This window comes from Citrobacter youngae (genome assembly GCF_003818115.1).
GTDB lineage: Bacteria > Pseudomonadota > Gammaproteobacteria > Enterobacterales > Enterobacteriaceae > Citrobacter > Citrobacter youngae.
Genome location: NZ_RPOI01000008.1, coordinates 105881 through 123990, shown reverse-complemented (window position 1 = coordinate 123990; position 18110 = coordinate 105881). Strand labels below are relative to the sequence as shown.

Annotated in this window: 20 protein-coding genes, 1 pseudogene and 1 other annotated feature; of the genes and pseudogenes, 13 read left to right on the top strand and 8 right to left on the bottom strand. The window is 50.5% G+C overall.

What is annotated here, in order from left to right; all coding sequences use genetic code 11:
- Positions 1–75 precede the first annotated feature (75 nt).
- From trpL to trpA, 6 genes are all read left to right on the top strand, one after another.
- Positions 76–120 carry a trp operon leader peptide gene (gene trpL, locus EHN13_RS07490; RefSeq protein WP_133087228.1) on the top strand — a complete coding sequence of 15 codons (45 nt, stop codon included), beginning with the start codon at positions 76–78 and terminating at the stop codon, positions 118–120.
- Positions 97–191, top strand: a sequence feature (Trp leader region). Its footprint overlaps the gene before it by 24 nt.
- Positions 192–214: 23 nt before the next feature.
- Positions 215–1777, top strand: coding sequence for an anthranilate synthase component 1 (locus tag EHN13_RS07485; protein ID WP_116359987.1), 1563 nt, complete (start codon positions 215–217; stop codon positions 1775–1777).
- On the top strand, positions 1777–3372 hold the full coding sequence (gene trpD, locus EHN13_RS07480) for a bifunctional anthranilate synthase glutamate amidotransferase component TrpG/anthranilate phosphoribosyltransferase TrpD (RefSeq protein ID WP_003020639.1): 1596 nt from the start codon (positions 1777–1779) through the stop codon (positions 3370–3372). The genes EHN13_RS07485 and trpD overlap by 1 nt, the downstream gene beginning before the upstream one ends.
- Positions 3373–3375: 3 nt before the next feature.
- Positions 3376–4734 carry a bifunctional indole-3-glycerol-phosphate synthase TrpC/phosphoribosylanthranilate isomerase TrpF gene (trpCF, locus tag EHN13_RS07475; RefSeq protein ID WP_124021213.1) on the top strand — a complete coding sequence of 453 codons (1359 nt, stop codon included), beginning with the start codon at positions 3376–3378 and terminating at the stop codon, positions 4732–4734.
- A 10-nt stretch (positions 4735–4744) separates the two neighbouring features.
- Positions 4745–5938: a tryptophan synthase subunit beta gene (trpB, locus tag EHN13_RS07470; protein WP_003020645.1), complete on the top strand. Its 1194-nt coding sequence runs from the start codon at positions 4745–4747 to the stop codon at positions 5936–5938.
- Positions 5938–6744, top strand: a complete 807-nt coding sequence (trpA, locus tag EHN13_RS07465) for a tryptophan synthase subunit alpha (RefSeq protein WP_124021158.1) — start codon at positions 5938–5940, stop codon at positions 6742–6744. The genes trpB and trpA overlap by 1 nt, the downstream gene beginning before the upstream one ends.
- A gap of 32 nt (positions 6745–6776) precedes the next feature.
- Here trpA and EHN13_RS07460 read toward each other — a convergent pair whose 3' ends face one another.
- The 3 genes from EHN13_RS07460 to ompW all read right to left on the bottom strand — a co-directional run bounded on the left by EHN13_RS07460 (position 6777) and on the right by ompW (position 9478).
- Positions 6777–8246, bottom strand: a complete 1470-nt coding sequence (locus EHN13_RS07460) for a GGDEF domain-containing protein (RefSeq protein ID WP_124021157.1) — start codon at positions 8244–8246, stop codon at positions 6777–6779.
- Between the two features lie 187 nt (positions 8247–8433).
- Entirely contained in the window at positions 8434–8709 is a 276-nt protein-coding gene (locus EHN13_RS07455; protein ID WP_048211488.1) for a hypothetical protein, read from the bottom strand.
- Positions 8710–8839: 130 nt separating this feature from the next.
- Complete coding sequence (ompW, locus tag EHN13_RS07450; RefSeq protein ID WP_040233206.1) at positions 8840–9478, bottom strand: outer membrane protein OmpW; 639 nt, start codon at positions 9476–9478, stop codon at positions 8840–8842.
- Between the two features lie 281 nt (positions 9479–9759).
- Here ompW and EHN13_RS24290 point away from each other — a divergent pair.
- The 4 genes and pseudogenes from EHN13_RS24290 to yciA form a co-directional block, all read left to right on the top strand.
- Positions 9760–9846: pseudogene (locus EHN13_RS24290) on the top strand (YkgJ family cysteine cluster protein); the annotation flags it as partial.
- A gap of 28 nt (positions 9847–9874) precedes the next feature.
- Positions 9875–10618, top strand: a complete 744-nt coding sequence (locus EHN13_RS07445) for a YciC family protein (protein WP_040233207.1) — start codon at positions 9875–9877, stop codon at positions 10616–10618.
- A 56-nt stretch (positions 10619–10674) separates the two neighbouring features.
- Positions 10675–11214, top strand: a complete 540-nt coding sequence (locus EHN13_RS07440; protein WP_005126421.1) for a septation protein A — start codon at positions 10675–10677, stop codon at positions 11212–11214.
- A gap of 165 nt (positions 11215–11379) precedes the next feature.
- Positions 11380–11781 carry an acyl-CoA thioester hydrolase YciA gene (gene yciA, locus EHN13_RS07435; RefSeq protein WP_048211486.1) on the top strand — a complete coding sequence of 134 codons (402 nt, stop codon included), beginning with the start codon at positions 11380–11382 and terminating at the stop codon, positions 11779–11781.
- A 68-nt stretch (positions 11782–11849) separates the two neighbouring features.
- Here the strand turns inward: yciA and tonB are convergent, their stop codons facing one another.
- On the bottom strand, positions 11850–12578 hold the full coding sequence (gene tonB, locus EHN13_RS07430) for a TonB system transport protein TonB (RefSeq protein ID WP_197724098.1): 729 nt from the start codon (positions 12576–12578) through the stop codon (positions 11850–11852).
- Positions 12579–12792: 214 nt separating this feature from the next.
- Between tonB and EHN13_RS07425 the strand changes: the two genes are divergently transcribed.
- Both EHN13_RS07425 and EHN13_RS07420 read left to right on the top strand, forming a co-directional pair.
- Positions 12793–13089, top strand: coding sequence for a YciI family protein (locus EHN13_RS07425; RefSeq protein ID WP_048211485.1), 297 nt, complete (start codon positions 12793–12795; stop codon positions 13087–13089).
- A gap of 151 nt (positions 13090–13240) precedes the next feature.
- Positions 13241–13912 (top strand): SOS response-associated peptidase, encoded by a 672-nt coding sequence (locus EHN13_RS07420; RefSeq protein ID WP_124021156.1) that lies wholly within the window; start codon positions 13241–13243, stop codon positions 13910–13912.
- 24 nt (positions 13913–13936) lie between these two features.
- On the opposite strand, the gene EHN13_RS07415 is transcribed toward EHN13_RS07420, so the two are convergent.
- Genes EHN13_RS07415 through EHN13_RS07405 form a run of 3 tightly spaced genes read right to left on the bottom strand, consistent with a single transcriptional unit; the run spans position 13937 to position 16301 of the window.
- Positions 13937–14551, bottom strand: coding sequence for a hypothetical protein (locus EHN13_RS07415; RefSeq protein WP_124021155.1), 615 nt, complete (start codon positions 14549–14551; stop codon positions 13937–13939).
- Between the two features lie 59 nt (positions 14552–14610).
- Positions 14611–15879 carry a Y-family DNA polymerase gene (locus EHN13_RS07410; RefSeq protein ID WP_124021154.1) on the bottom strand — a complete coding sequence of 423 codons (1269 nt, stop codon included), beginning with the start codon at positions 15877–15879 and terminating at the stop codon, positions 14611–14613.
- A gap of 2 nt (positions 15880–15881) precedes the next feature.
- Positions 15882–16301 (bottom strand): translesion error-prone DNA polymerase V autoproteolytic subunit, encoded by a 420-nt coding sequence (locus EHN13_RS07405; RefSeq protein WP_124021212.1) that lies wholly within the window; start codon positions 16299–16301, stop codon positions 15882–15884.
- 77 nt (positions 16302–16378) lie between these two features.
- On the opposite strand from EHN13_RS07405, the gene EHN13_RS07400 reads away from it, so the two are divergent.
- Entirely contained in the window at positions 16379–16621 is a 243-nt protein-coding gene (locus tag EHN13_RS07400) for a DinI family protein (protein ID WP_038642073.1), read from the top strand.
- Positions 16622–16674: 53 nt separating this feature from the next.
- Here EHN13_RS07400 and EHN13_RS07395 read toward each other — a convergent pair whose 3' ends face one another.
- Positions 16675–18102: a phage tail fiber protein gene (locus EHN13_RS07395; protein ID WP_124021153.1), complete on the bottom strand. Its 1428-nt coding sequence runs from the start codon at positions 18100–18102 to the stop codon at positions 16675–16677.
- Positions 18103–18110 lie beyond the last annotated feature (8 nt).

Below are 18110 nucleotides of genomic sequence, written 5' to 3'. Positions count from 1 at the left end.
CTGAAATCAGGTGTTGACTTTATTCCACCGAACTAGTTAACTAGTACGCAAGTTCACATGAAGAAGGTATCTGAGATGAAAGCAACATTTATCCTGCACGGTTGGTGGCGCACTTCCTGATTTCGGGCAGTGTCTTACGTCTGCAATATGCAACCAGATACCCGGCCCGCCAAATGAGCGGGCTTTTTTTTGAACAAAATTAATGAGAATAACGATGCAAACACAAAAACCAACACTTGAACTGCTCGCCTGCGATGCCGCCTACCGTGAGAACCCGACGGCGCTGTTTCATCAGGTGTGTGGCGCACGACCGGCAACGCTGCTGCTGGAATCCGCCGATATCGACAGCAAGGACGATCTCAAGAGCCTGCTGCTGGTCGACAGCGCGTTGCGTATTACCGCCCTGGGTGACACTGTCACTATTCAGGCACTGTCGGCGAATGGCGCATCGCTGCTGCCCCTGCTGGACGCCGCCCTGCCCGCGGGCGTTGACAACGATAAACAGCCGAATGCTCGTCAGTTGACATTCCCCAGCGTAAGCCCGCTGCTGGATGAAGATGCCCGCTTATGTTCCCTTTCTGTATTTGATGCGTTCCGTTTACTGCAGGAACTGGTTAATGTTCCGGCGCAGGAACGTGAAGCCATGTTCTTCGGCGGTCTGTTTTCCTATGACCTGGTTGCCGGATTTGAAGATTTACCCCAGCTTGAGGCGGGTAACCAGTGCCCGGACTACTGCTTCTATCTGGCAGAAACGCTGATGGTTATCGACCACCAGAAAAAAAGTACCCGCATTCAGGCCAGCATCTTTACGCCAAATGACGAGGAAAAACTACGACTGAACGCCCGCCTGGCACAGTTGAGCCAACAGCTTACCGAACCTGCGCCGCCGCTGCCCGTCACTGAAGTCCCGCAGATGCGCTGCGAATGCAATCAGAGCGATGAAGAGTTCGGTGCCGTGGTGCGCGGCCTGCAAAAAGCGATTCGCGCAGGTGAGATTTTCCAGGTGGTTCCATCTCGTCGTTTCTCGCTGCCCTGCCCGTCACCGCTGGCAGCCTACTATGTGCTGAAGAAAAGCAACCCCAGCCCGTACATGTTTTTCATGCAGGACAACGAGTTCACACTGTTCGGCGCATCGCCGGAAAGCTCGTTGAAATACGATGCCACCAGCCGCCAGATTGAAATTTACCCGATTGCCGGGACCCGCCCACGCGGTCGTCGTGCAGACGGAACGCTTGACCGCGACCTTGACAGCCGTATCGAGCTGGAGATGCGTACCGACCATAAAGAGCTTTCAGAGCACCTGATGCTGGTTGACCTTGCGCGTAACGACCTGGCGCGTATCTGTACGCCGGGTAGCCGCTACGTTGCGGATCTCACCAAAGTGGATCGTTACTCCTTCGTTATGCACCTGGTTTCGCGCGTGGTCGGCGAATTACGTAGCGATCTGGATGTGCTGCATGCTTACCGCGCCTGTATGAACATGGGCACGCTGAGCGGCGCGCCGAAAGTTCGCGCTATGCAGCTTATCGCCGAGGCCGAAGGTCGACGCCGTGGAAGCTATGGCGGTGCCGTAGGTTACTTCACCGCCCATGGCGATCTGGATACCTGTATTGTGATTCGTTCCGCCCTCGTGGAAGACGGTATTGCTACCGTACAAGCCGGTGCCGGGATTGTTCTGGATTCTGTTCCGCAGTCTGAAGCCGATGAAACCCGTAATAAAGCGCGTGCGGTTCTGCGTGCTATCGCCACCGCACACCACGCACAGGAGACTTTCTGATGGCTGACATTCTGCTGCTCGATAATATTGACTCTTTTACCTATAACCTGGCGGATCAGCTACGTACTAATGGTCACAACGTGGTGATTTACCGCAACCATATTCCGGCCCAGACGTTGATTGACCGTTTAGCAACGATGAAAAATCCGGTGCTGATGCTCTCTCCAGGTCCTGGTGCGCCCAGTGAAGCGGGTTGCATGCCTGAACTGTTAACCCGCCTGCGCGGCAAGCTGCCGATCATTGGCATCTGTCTGGGTCATCAGGCGATTGTTGAGGCCTATGGCGGATATGTGGGCCAGGCTGGAGAAATCCTGCATGGCAAAGCCTCCAGCATTGAGCACGATGGTCAGGCGATGTTTGCTGGTCTGGCGAATCCGCTGCCGGTGGCACGCTATCATTCGTTGGTTGGCAGCAACGTTCCGGCAGGATTAACCATCAACGCCCACTTTAACGGCATGGTGATGGCGGTGCGTCACGATACCGATCGCGTATGCGGTTTCCAGTTCCATCCGGAATCCATTCTGACCACCCAGGGCGCGCGTCTGCTGGAACAAACGCTGGCCTGGGCGCAACAGAAGCTTGAACAAACCAATACGCTGCAACCCATTCTGGAGAAACTGTATCAGGCTCAGACGCTGTCTCAGCAGGAAAGCCACCAGCTGTTCTCTGCCGTGGTCCGCGGTGAACTGAAGCCGGAGCAACTGGCTGCGGCGCTGGTGAGCATGAAAATTCGTGGCGAACACCCGAATGAAATTGCCGGTGCGGCAACCGCGCTGCTGGAAAACGCAGCCCCGTTCCCGCGCCCTGATTATCTGTTCGCCGATATTGTCGGTACCGGCGGCGACGGCAGCAACAGCATCAATATTTCTACCGCCAGCGCCTTTGTTGCAGCGGCTTGCGGACTGAAAGTTGCCAAACACGGTAACCGCAGCGTTTCCAGCAAATCGGGTTCTTCGGATCTGTTAGCGGCATTTGGCATCAATCTGGATATGAACGCCGATAAATCCCGCCAGGCGCTTGACGATCTCGGCGTGTGCTTTCTGTTTGCGCCAAAATACCACACCGGTTTTCGCCATGCCATGCCGGTACGCCAGCAGTTGAAAACCCGCACGCTGTTTAACGTGCTCGGCCCGTTGATTAACCCGGCACATCCGCCGCTTGCGCTGATCGGCGTTTACAGCCCGGAGCTGGTGCTGCCGATTGCCGAAACGCTGCGCGTGCTCGGCTATCAGCGAGCAGCCGTAGTGCACAGTGGTGGCATGGACGAAGTTTCGCTGCATGCACCGACCATTGTGGCAGAGCTGCACGATGGTGAAATCAAGAGCTACCAGCTAACGGCGGAAGACTTTGGCCTGACGCCATATCATCAGGAACAGTTGGCTGGCGGCACGCCGGAAGAAAACCGTGACATTCTGAGTCGCTTGTTACAAGGTAAAGGTGAGGCCGCTCATGAGGCTGCTGTTGCCGCGAATGTCGCCATGTTAATGCGCCTGCACGGTGAAGAAGACTTAAAAGCCAACGCGCAAACCGTGATTAATGTGCTGCGCAGCGGTGCGGCTTACGACCGTGTTACTGCACTGGCAGCGAGAGGGTAAATGATGCAAACCGTTTTAGCGAAAATTGTCGCTGACAAGGCGATTTGGGTAGAAGCCCGCAAACAGCAACAACCGCTGGTCAGCTTTCAAAATGATGTTCAACCCAGCACGCGTGATTTCTACGATGAGCTGCAAGGAACACGTACCGCTTTTATTCTGGAGTGCAAAAAAGCCTCTCCGTCAAAAGGCGTAATTCGTGATGACTTCGATCCGGCACAGATTGCGGGCGTATATAAACATTATGCTTCCGCGATTTCCGTGCTGACGGACGAGAAATATTTTCAGGGTAGCTTTGATTTTCTGCCCATCGTCAGTCGCATCGCACCACAGCCGATCCTGTGTAAAGACTTTATTATCGATCCTTACCAGATTTATCTGGCACGTTTCTACCAGGCGGACGCCTGCCTGCTGATGTTGTCGGTTTTAGATGATGAACAGTATCGTCAGCTCGCCGCCGTCGCCCACAGCCTGAAAATGGGCGTGCTGACCGAGGTTAGCAATGAAGAAGAGCTGGAGCGCGCCATTGCGCTGGGGGCGAAAGTCGTCGGTATTAACAACCGTGATTTGCGTGACCTGTCGATTGACCTCAACCGTACTCGCCAGCTTGCACCACGTTTGGGTCATGGCGTCACCGTCATCAGCGAATCCGGGATCAACACTTATGGTCAGGTTCGCGAACTCAGCCATTTCGCCAACGGATTTCTGATAGGTTCTGCGCTGATGTCCCATGATGATCTTCACGCCGCCGTTCGTCGTGTTTTGCTTGGCGAAAATAAAGTCTGCGGACTGACTCGTGCACAGGATGCAAAAGCAGCGTACGAATCTGGGGCCATTTATGGCGGCGTAATTTTTGTCCCGACCTCACCACGCGCTGTCAGCGTTGAGCAGGCGCGAGACGTTATGACGGGTGCGCCGCTACAGTATGTAGGCGTGTTCCGTAACACCGACATCGCAGACGTCCGCGAAAAAGTCACCGCACTGTCGCTGGCCGCCGTACAACTACATGGAAGCGAAGATCAGGCCTATATCGATGCTCTGCGCAATGTGCTACCCGCGCAGGTGCAAATCTGGAAGGCGCTAAGCGTCAGCGAGACATTGCCAGCCCGTGATTACCAGCATGTCGATAAATACGTTTTCGACAACGGTCAGGGCGGTAGCGGGCAACGCTTCGACTGGTCACTCTTAGGCGGACAATCGCTGGATAACGTTTTACTCGCTGGCGGACTCGGTGCAGATAACTGCGTCGACGCGGCTAAAACCGGCTGTGCCGGGCTCGATTTCAATTCTGGCGTAGAGTCACAGCCGGGCATCAAAGATGCGCGTCTTCTGGCTTCAGTCTTTCAGACGCTGCGCGCATATTAAGGAAAAGGACATGACAACATTACTCAATCCGTATTTTGGTGAATTTGGCGGTATGTATGTGCCACAGATTCTGATGCCTGCGCTGCGCCAACTGGAAGAAGCGTTCGTCAGTGCACAAAAAGACCCTGAGTTTCAGGCACAGTTTACCGACCTGCTGAAAAACTATGCTGGTCGCCCAACTGCGCTGACCAAATGCCAGAACATTACTCAAGGCACCAACACCACGTTGTACCTTAAACGTGAAGATTTGCTGCACGGCGGCGCGCACAAAACCAACCAGGTGCTGGGCCAGGCGTTGCTGGCGAAGCGTATGGGTAAAACCGAGATCATCGCCGAAACCGGCGCGGGTCAGCATGGTGTGGCGTCTGCCCTTGCCAGCGCCTTGCTGGGTTTAAAGTGCCGTATTTATATGGGTGCGAAAGACGTCGAGCGCCAGTCGCCTAACGTTTTCCGTATGCGTCTGATGGGCGCTGAAGTGATCCCGGTTCACAGCGGTTCCGCGACGCTGAAAGATGCCTGTAATGAAGCGCTGCGCGACTGGTCTGGCAGCTATGACACTGCGCACTATATGCTCGGTACGGCGGCAGGTCCGCACCCCTTCCCGACCATTGTACGTGAATTCCAGCGCATGATCGGTGAAGAAACCAAAGCGCAGATCCTCGAAAAAGAGGGTCGCCTGCCGGACGCCGTGATCGCCTGCGTGGGCGGCGGTTCTAACGCCATCGGTATGTTCGCCGACTTTATTAATGAAACCAGCGTCGGGCTGATTGGCGTAGAGCCAGGCGGTCACGGGATTGAGTCTGGAGAACACGGGGCGCCGTTGAAACATGGTCGTGTCGGGATTTACTTCGGCATGAAGTCCCCGATGATGCAAACCGAAGAAGGACAGATTGAAGAGTCTTACTCTATTTCCGCCGGGCTGGACTTCCCGTCAGTCGGGCCACAGCACGCTTATCTGAACAGTATCGGACGTGCTGACTATGTATCGATTACTGATGATGAAGCGCTGGAAGCCTTCAAAACGCTGTGTCTGCATGAGGGGATTATCCCGGCGCTGGAGTCTTCCCACGCCCTGGCACATGCGTTGAAAATGATGCGTGAAAATCCCGAAAAAGAGCAGTTACTGGTGGTCAACCTCTCCGGTCGCGGCGACAAAGACATTTTCACCGTACACGATATTCTGAAAGCGCGAGGGGAAATCTGATGGAACGTTACGAAAACCTGTTTGCACAGCTGAAGGACCGCAAAGAAGGCGCTTTTGTCCCCTTCGTGACCCTGGGCGATCCCTCTGTTGAACAGTCACTGAAAATCATTGATACGCTGATCGAAGCGGGTGCCGATGCGCTTGAGCTGGGTATTCCGTTCTCCGACCCGCTGGCCGACGGCCCAACCATCCAGGAAGCGACATTACGTGCGTTCGCGGCAGGCGTCGCGCCGTCACAATGTTTTGAAATGTTGGCGTTGATTCGGCAAAAACACCCAACCATTCCAATTGGTTTACTGATGTATGCCAACCTGGTGTTCAGCAAGGGTATTGACGAATTTTACGCACAGTGTGAGAAGGTCGGCGTAGATTCGGTATTAGTCGCCGATGTGCCGGTTGAAGAGTCTGCGCCATTCAGAACGGCCGCATTACGTCATAATGTAGCGCCAATTTTCATTTGCCCGCCTAATGCTGACGAAGAACTGCTGCGCCAGATTGCCGCTCATGGCCGCGGTTATACCTATTTATTGTCACGCGCAGGCGTTACGGGTGCCGAAAATCGTGCGGCGTTACCGTTGCATCATCTGGTCGAAAAGCTGAAAGAATTCAATGCCCCGCCTTCTTTACAGGGCTTTGGTATCTCTGCACCGGAACAGGTGACAGGCGCCATTGAAGCAGGTGCTGCGGGGGCTATTTCCGGATCGGCGATTGTCAAAATCATTGAGAAAAATGTTGCAGCACCAGAGCAAATGCTGGCTGAGCTGAAAGCGTTTGTCAGCGCGATGAAAGCCGCCACCCAACAGTAAGCTAATTAAACCGCCAGTGACTTCTGGCGGTTTTACTCCCTGGCCTGCTTCATTTTGTACATGGCAGTATCCGCATTCTGGATTGCCGCATCCAGCTCCCCCTTCACCTCTGCAATCCCCCACGACACTGACAAGGGTATAGTGTTGCCGTCCACCACAAATACATGGCTGGTCACCTGTCCGCTTATACGCTGCGCAATCGCGATAGCATCACTGGCCTGAGAGCGAAACAGCAGGATCATAAATTCATCTCCGCCGGTGCGGATCACAAGATCGTGGCTGGTACGGGTGTTAGACAACATTCTGTTGGCGATAATTTGCAGCGCACGGTCCCCAGCAGCATGCCCCCAGGTATCATTGACGGCCTTGAACTTATTGCAATCCAGTAGCACTACCGAGCAATGTGATAAATCCCTGCGCTTGATGATGTCGAGAATTCGGCGATTAAAGCAGCCGGTCAGCGTATCAATATAAACTTTCAGGTCGCTTTCATTCAGCCATGATTTTAGCGAGAAAGTAATCATGATGAAAAAGAACGGCGCCAGCAGAATAACAATGCCGGCTTGCGTATCGCGCGCCATAAAACGGCCTAATGACAGCGAATAGTGCAGCGCATATTTTTCTGAGAAATTGCGCACCAAATAGCTGGATTGTCCCGCACATTTGCCGGATAAACAAAGGCTCTCTTTGTTGGTTAAATTCACTAACTCCACGTTCAATCCGGGAAGAATTTGATTATCAAACGCCTCGGCCAACGCTTCCTGCAGCTCGGGTTTCGAATGATCATAGACCAGATAGGCAACGATTTGGTCTGATATCTCTTTACCCGACAGATCGTAGATATAGCTCACCACGCTGTAGGCTTTTTCACCGGTAATTTTATCGGTATAGAAGTTTGTTGAACTGAGAGCTTTATTTTTGACATTTTTTTGCAGCAACCGGGTATAGAAATCGACGGGCGGATAGAAAAACTGCGTAATATCCATCGCCATTTCGGAGTCAGAAAAACTGAAATTGCGCGAGTCGGAAGCCATAAACCAGTAAAAATAATCTGAATGGCTGGCGATAATGTAACGATGCGCATCGAAGCTGCCTGGATTTAGCTCATTAACCATTCCACGAATGAACTCCGCCGCAGTATACATACACAGCGCATTATGGCTGGGTTGCTGAGCAATAATCGTCCCTGTCGCGGAATGAACCCGCTTTGGGTCGGCGTTAATTCCCCATTCATCTTTATTTCGCGGAACAAACTGCGCCATAACACCACACTGTTCGCCGGTTTTGATGTGGTAGTAACGCTCGCCAATCGCATCGGCAATTAGTTCATTATCGTTAAAAATGTCCAACATGTGAGCTTGCAGGCGGCTCACGCCTTCACTGGCGGTCGCCATACGCTGTTCATAAATGATAAACAGAAACAGCGAGGTAAATACCAACGTAATGAGCCCGGATACCAGCAGAGCCTGCCTGTTTCGGAGCTTATCCTGCACAATATTCACGAGTCCACCCCGATAGTTAACAGTATTACCAAACCGGTTACCCGTTTATGTTGTTGCATAACAGCGTTGTATATGGATAAAGATGTTAACCATCCAGAGACTAATGAGTTGAAATAAGAAGCGCACTCGTGCACGAAAGTTACAGACTTATACAATAAAAGCACATTTTTGTTAACACAAATGCAAACTAATCATCACCTTCAATCGGATACCCTGCCCGACGGATGGCCTCACGGCAGTCACTCACGCCTGCGGCATAGCCCGCTTCAATCTCGCAAACCGGGCTGGCGCTGCAGTAAGGTAGTGTGATTTGTGTGGCGATGACCTTTTCCAGGGCTTCCACCCTGCTCATGTAATTCAATAATTCGCGCGCAGCATACACGGCAAACTCTGTTGTATCATCGTCTATGGATGCTTCCATAAGGGAAATTTTTTGTTGTAACAGCTGACGGGTCAATATCATCGTCAATACCCTCAAAGCCAGTTTGCTTAAAGAGTAGCATTACATCGAAGGGGAGAAAGTCGGGAAGGGAAAAAGAGAGGAGAAAAAGCTGGCCGCGAAACGACCAGCCTATCAGACTGGAATCATTGACTTAAAAACGATAACCCGCAGAGAACATAAACACCCACGGATCGAGGCGTACGCTGTCACGCTGCTGGACGCCACCCATTTTATAGCTCGCGGTGGTGTCGATATCCATGTACCAGACTGACATGTTAATCAGCCAGTCGCGGTTGATCAGATAGTCCATACCGACCTGTCCTGCTGCACCCCAGGAGTCTTTCAGGCTCAGATCGGATAAACCTGCTTCTTTCCCGTTGTTGTTAAAACCTTCATCGAAGAAAGTCGTGTAGTTCACACCCACGCCAACGTAAGGACGCAGTTTGCTGCTGGAGTCGCCAAAGTACCACTGCGCCATTAACGTCGGCGGTAAATGATGAACGGTGGCAATATCACCGGTTGCCCCGGTGCCTATCTTATGGCGAAACGGCGTGGCTGCCAGTAATTCAACGCCAATATTGTCGGTTGCCATATAGGTGAATGTCAGGCCCAACTGCGTATTGTTGCTGACATCAAAGCCACCCAGGCTTCCCAGCGTACCACCCGCGCCTTCCGTCGGTCTGACGGTAGCCGAGCCTGCTCGAATAAAGAACTCTCCGGCCTCATGCGCAAATGCGTTACCAGAGAGAAGAGTTGTTAAAGCCAATGCTGCAACTGTTAATTTTTTCATGTCCGCTCCATCGTTATGGTTATAAAAGCGGAACGAATATACCCACAATGGAGTAATAAGTGATCTAACCTGGATCACATTGAGTTTGATAATTCAACATTTATTGATCCAGATTAAGTTAGAACTTGCATTCAAAATCCTGGTTAAATTAATTCAGATCAATTTTGATATATTTTCACTATGCAAGTACCTTTGGCGCCAACACGAAGCGTTGGTTATTTGAACGTGATGCACAGAGAACAAACAACGATGTTGCAAGATGCTGAAGTCCTGGCCAAAAATTACCGGAGCTTTACAAAGATATGCCTTTCCATACATCGTACGATGCTGCCACTGTAGAGTTATCCAGGGTACAATTGCGCGCAAATGAACACCTGCAAAACTCAAGGAGAGTGCATGTCTATCACGGCGAAATCCGTTTACCGTGACACGGGAAACTTTTTCCGTAATCAATTCATTACCATCTTGCTGGTATCGTTATTGTGCGCGTTTATCACAGTGGTGCTAGGGCATGCCTTTTCTCCCAGCGACGCGCAAATCGCGCAACTGAGCGAAGGGGATCAGCTAACCAGCAGTGTGGGCCTGTTCGATCTGGTACAGAATATGACGCCGGAGCAGCAGCAAATTTTGCTACGCGCTTCTGCAGCATCGACGTTTTCAGGGCTGATTGGTAATGCCATCCTTGCAGGAGGCATCATCCTGATGATTCAATTGATTTCGGCGGGTCATCGGGTTAGCGCATTACGCGCCATTGGCGCCAGCGCGCCGGTATTACCTAAATTGTTTATTCTGATTTTTCTGACTACCCTGCTGGTACAGGTCGGTATTATGCTGGTTGTCGTACCTGGTATTCTGTTGGCTATCTTGCTGGCCCTCGCGCCGGTGATGGTCGTGCAGGATAAAATGGGCGTCTTTGCCGCTATGCGCAACAGTATGCGTCTGGCGTGGTCTAATATGCGACTGGTAGCGCCGGCAGTAATCGGTTGGTTACTGGCAAAAACGCTGCTGTTGCTTTTTGCGCCAAGTTTTGCAGTACTAACGCCAAACGTAGGCGCGGTATTGGCGAATACGCTGAGCAATATGATCTCTGCTGTGCTGCTGATCTATTTGTTCCGCCTATATATGCTGATTCGTCAATAAACCCTGAACGCATGCCGGGTGTGTTACCCAATGCTTTTTGATTACGGACTCGAAGAATGAAGCAGTTTCTTGATTTTTTACCGCTGGTTGTCTTTTTTGCTTTTTATAAGCTTTATGACATCTACGCGGCAACCTCGGCGCTTATTGTCGCAACAGCTGTGGTGTTGATTTACAGTTGGGTTCGCTATCGCAAAGTCGAGAAGATGGCGTTAATCACCTTTGTTCTGGTTGCTGTCTTCGGTGGCCTGACTATTTTCTTCCACAACGATGAATTCATTAAGTGGAAGGTTACGGTGATTTACGGACTGTTTGCCGGTGCACTGCTGGTTAGCCAGTGGGTGATGAAAAAACCGTTGATTCAGCGCATGTTAGGAAAAGAGCTGACGCTGCCGCAGCCGGTATGGTCGAAGCTAAATCTGGCCTGGGCCGTTTTCTTCATCCTGTGTGGACTGGCCAATATCTACATTGCGTTTTGGCTGCCGCAGAACATTTGGGTCAACTTCAAAGTGTTCGGTTTAACCGCCCTGACCTTATTCTTCACGTTGCTGAGCGGAATCTATATCTACCGCCATCTGCCGCAGGAAGATAAATCGTAATAAGTGTTCGCCAGATCTGCGGATCTGGCGAATTTTTACCCACCCACGTTCTTCGTGGCAGACAAGCTGGCTTACATCCCCTCCGCGCGCTGCATCCCCTCTGTTCTCCGCTCGTAAATTCTAGTAGCATCCCGCCTGTAATCTTTCTCTACAGTCGGTTCTACAATGACAACAACGAATAACACCCCCCAGGGTGAACTGGTTTTACGCACTCTGGCCATGCCTGCCGATACCAATGCTAACGGTGATATTTTTGGCGGCTGGCTGATGTCACAGATGGATATTGGTGGCGCTATTCAGGCCAAAGAGATCGCACATGGCCGCGTGGTGACGGTGCGAGTGGAAGGAATGAGCTTTTTGCGCCCGGTTGCCGTGGGTGATGTGGTCTGTTGCTACGCACGCTGCGTAAAACGCGGGACGACGTCAATCAGCATTAATATTGAAGTCTGGGTGAAGAAAGTCGCTTCGGAACCTATTGGCCAGCGTTACAAAGCCACTGAAGCCCTGTTTATCTACGTCGCTGTAGATAAAGACGGTAAACCCCGTCCGATACCAACACAGGTCTGATAACCGCGTTGACACCGTTATCAGACCTGCTTGCCGGAGAAAGCCTGACGCCGACTCCGGCACGCCAGTTACTCAATCTGCGCCGTACCGTTCAGACGGAATACGATATTCACCACCAGGCCAGATCCCGGTTTGCCCGCTTCGTAACGCCATCTGCGCATCGCATTTTTCACTTCACGCTCAAACATGTTGGCAGGCTGTGCGGAAAGCACTTCAACATTCTCCACACGGCCATCTGATGTCACATCAAACTTGACCTTCACCCGACCTTCAATGCGCAAAGCCTGCGCGCGCGCCGGATACTGTGGCTGATTACGACTTAAGGCGCGTGGCCCAGACGGTGCGCTAACCGCAGGTTTACTGGTTGCCGGCGCGGTGCTGGTCGTTGTCGAACGAGCAGGCGCCGTGTTCTCAAACGGCGATACTGGACGCGACTCAACCGGTTTCACGTCACGTTTGGGCTGCTCTTCAACCTTTTTCACCGGTTTTGGCTTCGGTTTTGGTTTAGGTTTCGGTTTCTCAATCACCACCGGCGCCTCTTTTGGCGGTTCCGGTATCGGTTCAGGTTCCGGTTCAGGCTCAACGACAGGCTGCGGCGGTGGTTGAACTGCCTGAGGTGGCTCAAGATCGGCAGGTGCGACCATCGTGATGGAGATCGGCTGCGCGGGTGCAGGCAGTTCAATAACCTGATGTACCGAGGTATACAGCAGACCCGCCACTACAGCGCCGTGAATGCCGACGGAAAGTAACGTCGGCCAGGGAAAGCGACGAGGTAAATCAAGGGTCATTGCAGTCATAATCGTTTCAGTTATAAAACCAGGCCTCGATTTTAAATGCAAATAGCAATCATATTCAATAAGCCCATGACAGTAAGCCGCATTTAAAACGCAATTTCATGTAAAAAAACCATTATCTTAATATGGCCTTAACAAAGCTATTATCTTTACGTTGCAGTTACCAGGGCTTTCCAATAACGTAAACGCGACTTTTACCGATCAAGGAGCTCTACCCGTGCTGTATGTTATTTATGCTCAAGATATCGCAGATTCTCTCGAGAAACGTCTTTCCGTGCGCCCTGCTCACCTGGCCCGTCTGCAACTCCTCCATGATGAAGGTCGTCTACTGACGGCGGGCCCCATGCCAGCTGTCGACAGTAACGATCCGGGTGCGGCGGGATTTACCGGATCGACGGTGATTGCGGAATTTGAATCTTTAGAGGCAGCGCAGGCGTGGGCAGATGCCGACCCGTATGTGGCTGCAGGCGTTTATGCGCAAGTTTCGGTCAAACCGTACAAAAAGGTTTTTTGAATTTAAATAATTCACTTTAAATTCAAATGCATAAATAAAAACAATCATCCAAAATCCAAATCAAGGGCGCATTTAGGTACACATTAACCTACGCGCCCTCTCTTTTAGTTACCGCCTATCCTTTCAGTCTGACATATGGCTGGAGATTTCTATGTGTGGACGCTTTTCACAGTCGATGACGCGTGAAGATTATCTCGCCCTTCTCGCTGAAGAAGCCGAACGAGACATTCCATATGACCCGGAACCCATCGGCCGTTTTAACGTAGCGCCGGGTACCAAAGTTCTACTTCTGAGTGAGCGTGATGAACAACTTCATCTTGATCCCGTGCTTTGGGGATACGCCCCTGGATGGTGGGATAAACCGCCGCTAATTAACGCACGGTCTGAAACTGCGGCCACCAGCAGAATATTTAAGCCACTCTGGCAGCATGGTCGTGCGATTTGCTTTGCCGATGGCTGGTTCGAGTGGAAAAAGGAAGGCGACAAGAAACAGCCCTACTTCATTCATCGCGCCGATGGTCAGCCGATATTCATGGCGGCGATCGGCAGCACACCATTCGAACGTGGAGATAAAACAGAAGGATTCCTGATAGTGACGGCTGCTGCCGACAAAAGACTGGTAGATATTCACGACAGGCGACCGCTAGTACTATCGCCAGATGCTGCTCGCGAATGGATGAGGCAGGATACTGGAAGGAAAGAAGCCGAAGAGATAGCCTCCGACGGGGCTGTTTCGGCAGATAAATTTATCTGGCACGCCGTGACGCGCGCCGTTGGGAATGTTAATAATCAAGGATCACATATAATATGTCCAATCAAGTGATACATGTTTGGGGTAAAGCTTCTACTAAACTTCACTGAATTTTGAGCCATTCACTTTTAACATCCTTCCATTTAACCCTTGAATTGTTTTCACTGTGGGATAAGCCGTCATTAAAAATGATGACAGTAGAATGCAAATAACTGAGAAAAATATAGAAAGCAAAATCTGGAACGTATCCAGTACTCCATCATAATATACTTTTATAGGAGCCATGGCATATGCCAAGTAGGCTACTGCCGCAATCCAAGAAGAAAACTGTTTTATTCTGTATTTTTTATCTATTAAGAAATAGAAATGCTCACCATCATATTTCAAGTACCGACTCAAGATCACCAACTTCCTAGTTGGAAGTCTCAAATCACATCTGTTTGAGATGTATAGCAATTTATTCCTAGTACTATCATTAGACACTCCCGTTAATTGAGCCATTATTTTATTTCTTAATTGATTAGTAATGAATTGTTTATCTTCTACTCCTAAATGTTCGCCATACTCTTTATAATAATGCCGAAGTTTTAAAACTTTACCACTTCGTAAAAACTTATAAATATATTCGCAAGTTTTCCATAATGCGGCAATCACTGGCAATGCCGCGACAATTGTCTTCCACAGCTCATCCTTAAACATCCACTCGTTCATTATTTCACTCACCATAACCATATGAAATATTTAAAAATATATCATGTGCAATTTACAATTCAACTAACAATGAGTAAATCCGAGAATCTTGTCGTGTACCGAGGCGAAAGCATCTCACGCTTCATTTGCCACTGCTGCTGTATACCCTGTCCAGCAAAGTAGAGCGTGCCCTTACCATTTTTCGCGTTCAGATGATCCAGAACTTCCATCAACTTCTCACTGTTCCGACGAGGCGCATTATCATCAAACAGATTCAACTGGGCGATGCCCTGACTGAAGAAGTCTCCCAGCATGACTCCTGCTTTCTGATATCGGTACCCGTCTTTCCATATTGCACCCAGGCTTCGCGTTGCTGCTGCAATAATGTCCCGACTGTCCTGTGTCGGGGTGAGCAGCTTCACTGACGCACTGTTACCGTAGTACGGTTCGTTCAGCGCAAAGGGTGACGTTTTGACAAAGGTCGATATGAACCGGCAAAACTGATGCTCGCCACGCAACTTTTCCGCAGCGCGCGACGCATAACTGCAGATGGCCTGCCGCATAGCGTCATAATTGGTAATGCGTTCCCCAAACGACCGGGAACAAACAATCTCCTGCTTTACTGGTGCAAACTCCTCCAGTTCAAGGCATGGCTCTCCACGAAGCTCGCGCACAGTTCTCTCCAGGACAACATTGAAGTGCTTCCGGATAAAACGTATATCAGTATCAGCCAGCTCAAGAACTGTTTTAATCCCCATGGCCTCCAGCTTCTTGCTGATACGCCGCCCGATACCCCAGACCTCATCAACCGGAAGTGCAGACATAAGTTTGCGCTGGCGTTCGAGGTTAGATAAATCCACCACTCCACCCGTCTGTTTCTGCCATTTTTTTGCGGCGTGATTTGCCAGCTTGGCCAGCGTTTTTGTCTGAGCAATGCCAACGCCGACCGCCAGGCCAGTATTTTGATAAACCGCATCTTTTAACTCACGCCCAAAATCCTCCAGAACGCGGCAATTCCTCACACCGGAAAGGTCACAGAAAGCTTCGTCTATCGAATAAATTTCGCATCGTGGTGACAATGCCTCCAGTGTGGCCATTACCCTGCTGGACATATCCGCATACAGTTCATAATTGCTGCTGAAGCAAACAACACCACATCGGCGGAATAAGTCCTTTTGCCTGAAATATGGGTATCCCATTTTCACACCAATCGTTTTGGCTTCAGCGTTACGGGCAATAACACAGCCATCGTTGTTTGAGAGAACCACAACCGGCCTTCCCTTCAGGTCTGGCCGAAATGCAGTCTCACAACTGGCATAAAACGAGTTCACATCAACCAGAGCAAACATGTTCAGCTTGCCGTTTTCACGATAAACGTTACAACGCCAAAGATATCCAGCGTATCTTCGCTGTTTATCATAATGGGTGCATAAGCACTGTTTTCAGGAACAAGCATAACGACCGGGTTTAACTGCAGACGTTTAACAGTAAACTCGCCATCAATGGCAGCTATCACAATATCTCCATGTACAGGCTTTCTTGACCGATCGACGACCAGCAAATCGCCATTACCAATACCCGCACCGATCATAGAATCGCCAGATGATTTTACGAAATAGGTAGCACTTGGGTGTTGCACTAACAGCTCGTTGAGATCAATACGTTTCTCAACATAATCCTGCGCTGGCGAAGGAAATCCGCATGGAACCAAATCGCCAAATAAAGGAAGCGCAACTATCTGACGTAGCTCGACTGGTGAATAAAACTTCATAATAAACTCACTCGCATTGATACTGTTCATACATACAGTATATACTGTCATTATACACAGTAAAGAGGAGCTAAAGCATGTTCGTGGAACTCGTTTATGACAAAAGGAATTTTGATGGTCTGCCGGGTGCAAAAGACATCATTCTGGGCGAACTTAGCAAGAGGGTTCACCGGATTTTCCCGGATGCTGATGTCCGTGTAAAACCGATGATGACACTGCCGGCGATCAACACTGACGCCAGCAAGCATGAGAAAGAACAGATAAGCCGGACTGTTCAGGAAATGTTTGAAGAGGCTGATATGTGGCTGGTGTCAGATTAAGGGGCAATATGCCGCAGTGACGTCATTGCATGCGACGCAGCTGCGGCAACGATCTATTGCTGAGGCTCCCGCTGATTTTCAAAACGAGCCTGCTCAGCCTGTTCCATTGCTATCCTCATTTCCTCCTGACGTTGATTAAAGATACTGTCTGCAGGCATCTGAACTCGCAGATCGACCCATCTGCCATCAGGAATATCTACGGGTTCACCATCTTTAACTGATTCGGTAAATGCACCATCGTCATTTTTCAGACCGATCAGATTACGGGCAAACTCCGGTGCCGATGGATGTGTCCGGTGGTACGTTTTCAGCAGAATGGAACCATCTGACTCGACTTTATAATCCACCCACAACAGGGGCTGTTTGTTTCGGTCGAGCGGTATCTCAATGCCGCCATCGATACCCCCCCATGCTGGAGCTGAGTTGAAGCCCAAAACGCCAGAAATACGATAAACGCCAACGTCAAGACGTTCTGTGAAGGCCCCCTCTGCCTGGTAGTTAACTTCCGCCGATCCGTCGCCTTTCAGTTTAACAATCGGAGATGCTTTTTTAATGAAACCATTACCGTCCACTGTGGTGTTGGCAGTGTCGTACATTGTCCGCGAGAATACTCCGACACCTGCCTGGGCCGATACGACTGTGACGCTCCCCCCTGGAGAGTAGGGTATCTGAATCGCTCCCGCCGTATCCCCTGTTTGTAACCAGATACCAGCACCGTATGTTGTAGAAGATGTGGAAGGGATAGATGCGTTGTTTCTGAAAACACAACTTCCATAATTAATAAGTGCCGAATAGATGTCATTATTCGAAGTGGCATTTATAACAATATGCCCCGCTGTTCCATGCCCAAAACCCCACATACTACCTACAATAGGTACATTTCCGTCATCTGTGCCTGCATTTCTGGTTGCCGAGGTTCCCAGACCAAGTTTAGTTCTCGCCCCGGATTCACTATTACTTCCAGTCCCCCCACGCGTAATACTGAGGGGGTTAGTGAGTCCTTCCAGACTGGTGATGTCATAGTTAGCACCTTTTTTGGCGTAATCATTAAGATCCGACTTATCCGCCTTAAGACTTACACTACTGATTAACTTTTTCGCTGATGGTCCTGTTGTCTGGCTGGTATCAGGGATCGTAATGGTTACATCACCGTCCGCAGTGAAAAATTGCTGCCAGTTCTGCTTGTCGTAGTTCAGGCCACGAAGTGCCTCTGCGCTCTGCGCTACCAGTGCAGCGGTAACCATATTCAGTGCCACACGTGGAACTGCTGACCATGCTGCACCCGATTGTGTGGGCCCGGTAAAATTACTGACCAGCGTCAGGCCCGCATTACTCTCAACTGTTTTGACCGGGAGCGTATAAGGTACGCCACCTACAGTGACAACAATAAAATCGCCGGCTGCCAGTTCGGTGCTGAATGATGTCCCGGCTCCTGATACCTGGGCAGAATTATTCGTCAGGGTGAGTGTTCCTGCTGACATAGATTTTC

What these genes read in the sequence shown, in the direction of transcription:
- EHN13_RS07395 (WP_124021153.1), bottom strand. Translation starts at nt 18,102, where the DNA reads ATGTCAGCAGGAACACTCACCCTGACGAATAATTCTGCCCAGGTATCA.
- tonB (WP_197724098.1), bottom strand. Translation starts at nt 12,578, where the DNA reads ATGACTGCAATGACCCTTGATTTACCTCGTCGCTTTCCCTGGCCGACG.
- EHN13_RS07410 (WP_124021154.1), bottom strand. Translation starts at nt 15,879, where the DNA reads ATGTTTGCTCTGGTTGATGTGAACTCGTTTTATGCCAGTTGTGAGACT.
- EHN13_RS07485 (WP_116359987.1), top strand. Translation starts at nt 215, where the DNA reads ATGCAAACACAAAAACCAACACTTGAACTGCTCGCCTGCGATGCCGCC.
- yciA (WP_048211486.1), top strand. Translation starts at nt 11,380, where the DNA reads ATGACAACAACGAATAACACCCCCCAGGGTGAACTGGTTTTACGCACT.
- EHN13_RS07405 (WP_124021212.1), bottom strand. Translation starts at nt 16,301, where the DNA reads ATGAAGTTTTATTCACCAGTCGAGCTACGTCAGATAGTTGCGCTTCCT.
- EHN13_RS07420 (WP_124021156.1), top strand. Translation starts at nt 13,241, where the DNA reads ATGTGTGGACGCTTTTCACAGTCGATGACGCGTGAAGATTATCTCGCC.
- EHN13_RS07400 (WP_038642073.1), top strand. Translation starts at nt 16,379, where the DNA reads ATGTTCGTGGAACTCGTTTATGACAAAAGGAATTTTGATGGTCTGCCG.
- trpCF (WP_124021213.1), top strand. Translation starts at nt 3,376, where the DNA reads ATGCAAACCGTTTTAGCGAAAATTGTCGCTGACAAGGCGATTTGGGTA.
- trpB (WP_003020645.1), top strand. Translation starts at nt 4,745, where the DNA reads ATGACAACATTACTCAATCCGTATTTTGGTGAATTTGGCGGTATGTAT.
- trpA (WP_124021158.1), top strand. Translation starts at nt 5,938, where the DNA reads ATGGAACGTTACGAAAACCTGTTTGCACAGCTGAAGGACCGCAAAGAA.
- EHN13_RS07440 (WP_005126421.1), top strand. Translation starts at nt 10,675, where the DNA reads ATGAAGCAGTTTCTTGATTTTTTACCGCTGGTTGTCTTTTTTGCTTTT.
- ompW (WP_040233206.1), bottom strand. Translation starts at nt 9,478, where the DNA reads ATGAAAAAATTAACAGTTGCAGCATTGGCTTTAACAACTCTTCTCTCT.
- EHN13_RS07445 (WP_040233207.1), top strand. Translation starts at nt 9,875, where the DNA reads ATGTCTATCACGGCGAAATCCGTTTACCGTGACACGGGAAACTTTTTC.
- EHN13_RS07455 (WP_048211488.1), bottom strand. Translation starts at nt 8,709, where the DNA reads ATGATATTGACCCGTCAGCTGTTACAACAAAAAATTTCCCTTATGGAA.
- EHN13_RS07415 (WP_124021155.1), bottom strand. Translation starts at nt 14,551, where the DNA reads ATGAACGAGTGGATGTTTAAGGATGAGCTGTGGAAGACAATTGTCGCG.
- trpD (WP_003020639.1), top strand. Translation starts at nt 1,777, where the DNA reads ATGGCTGACATTCTGCTGCTCGATAATATTGACTCTTTTACCTATAAC.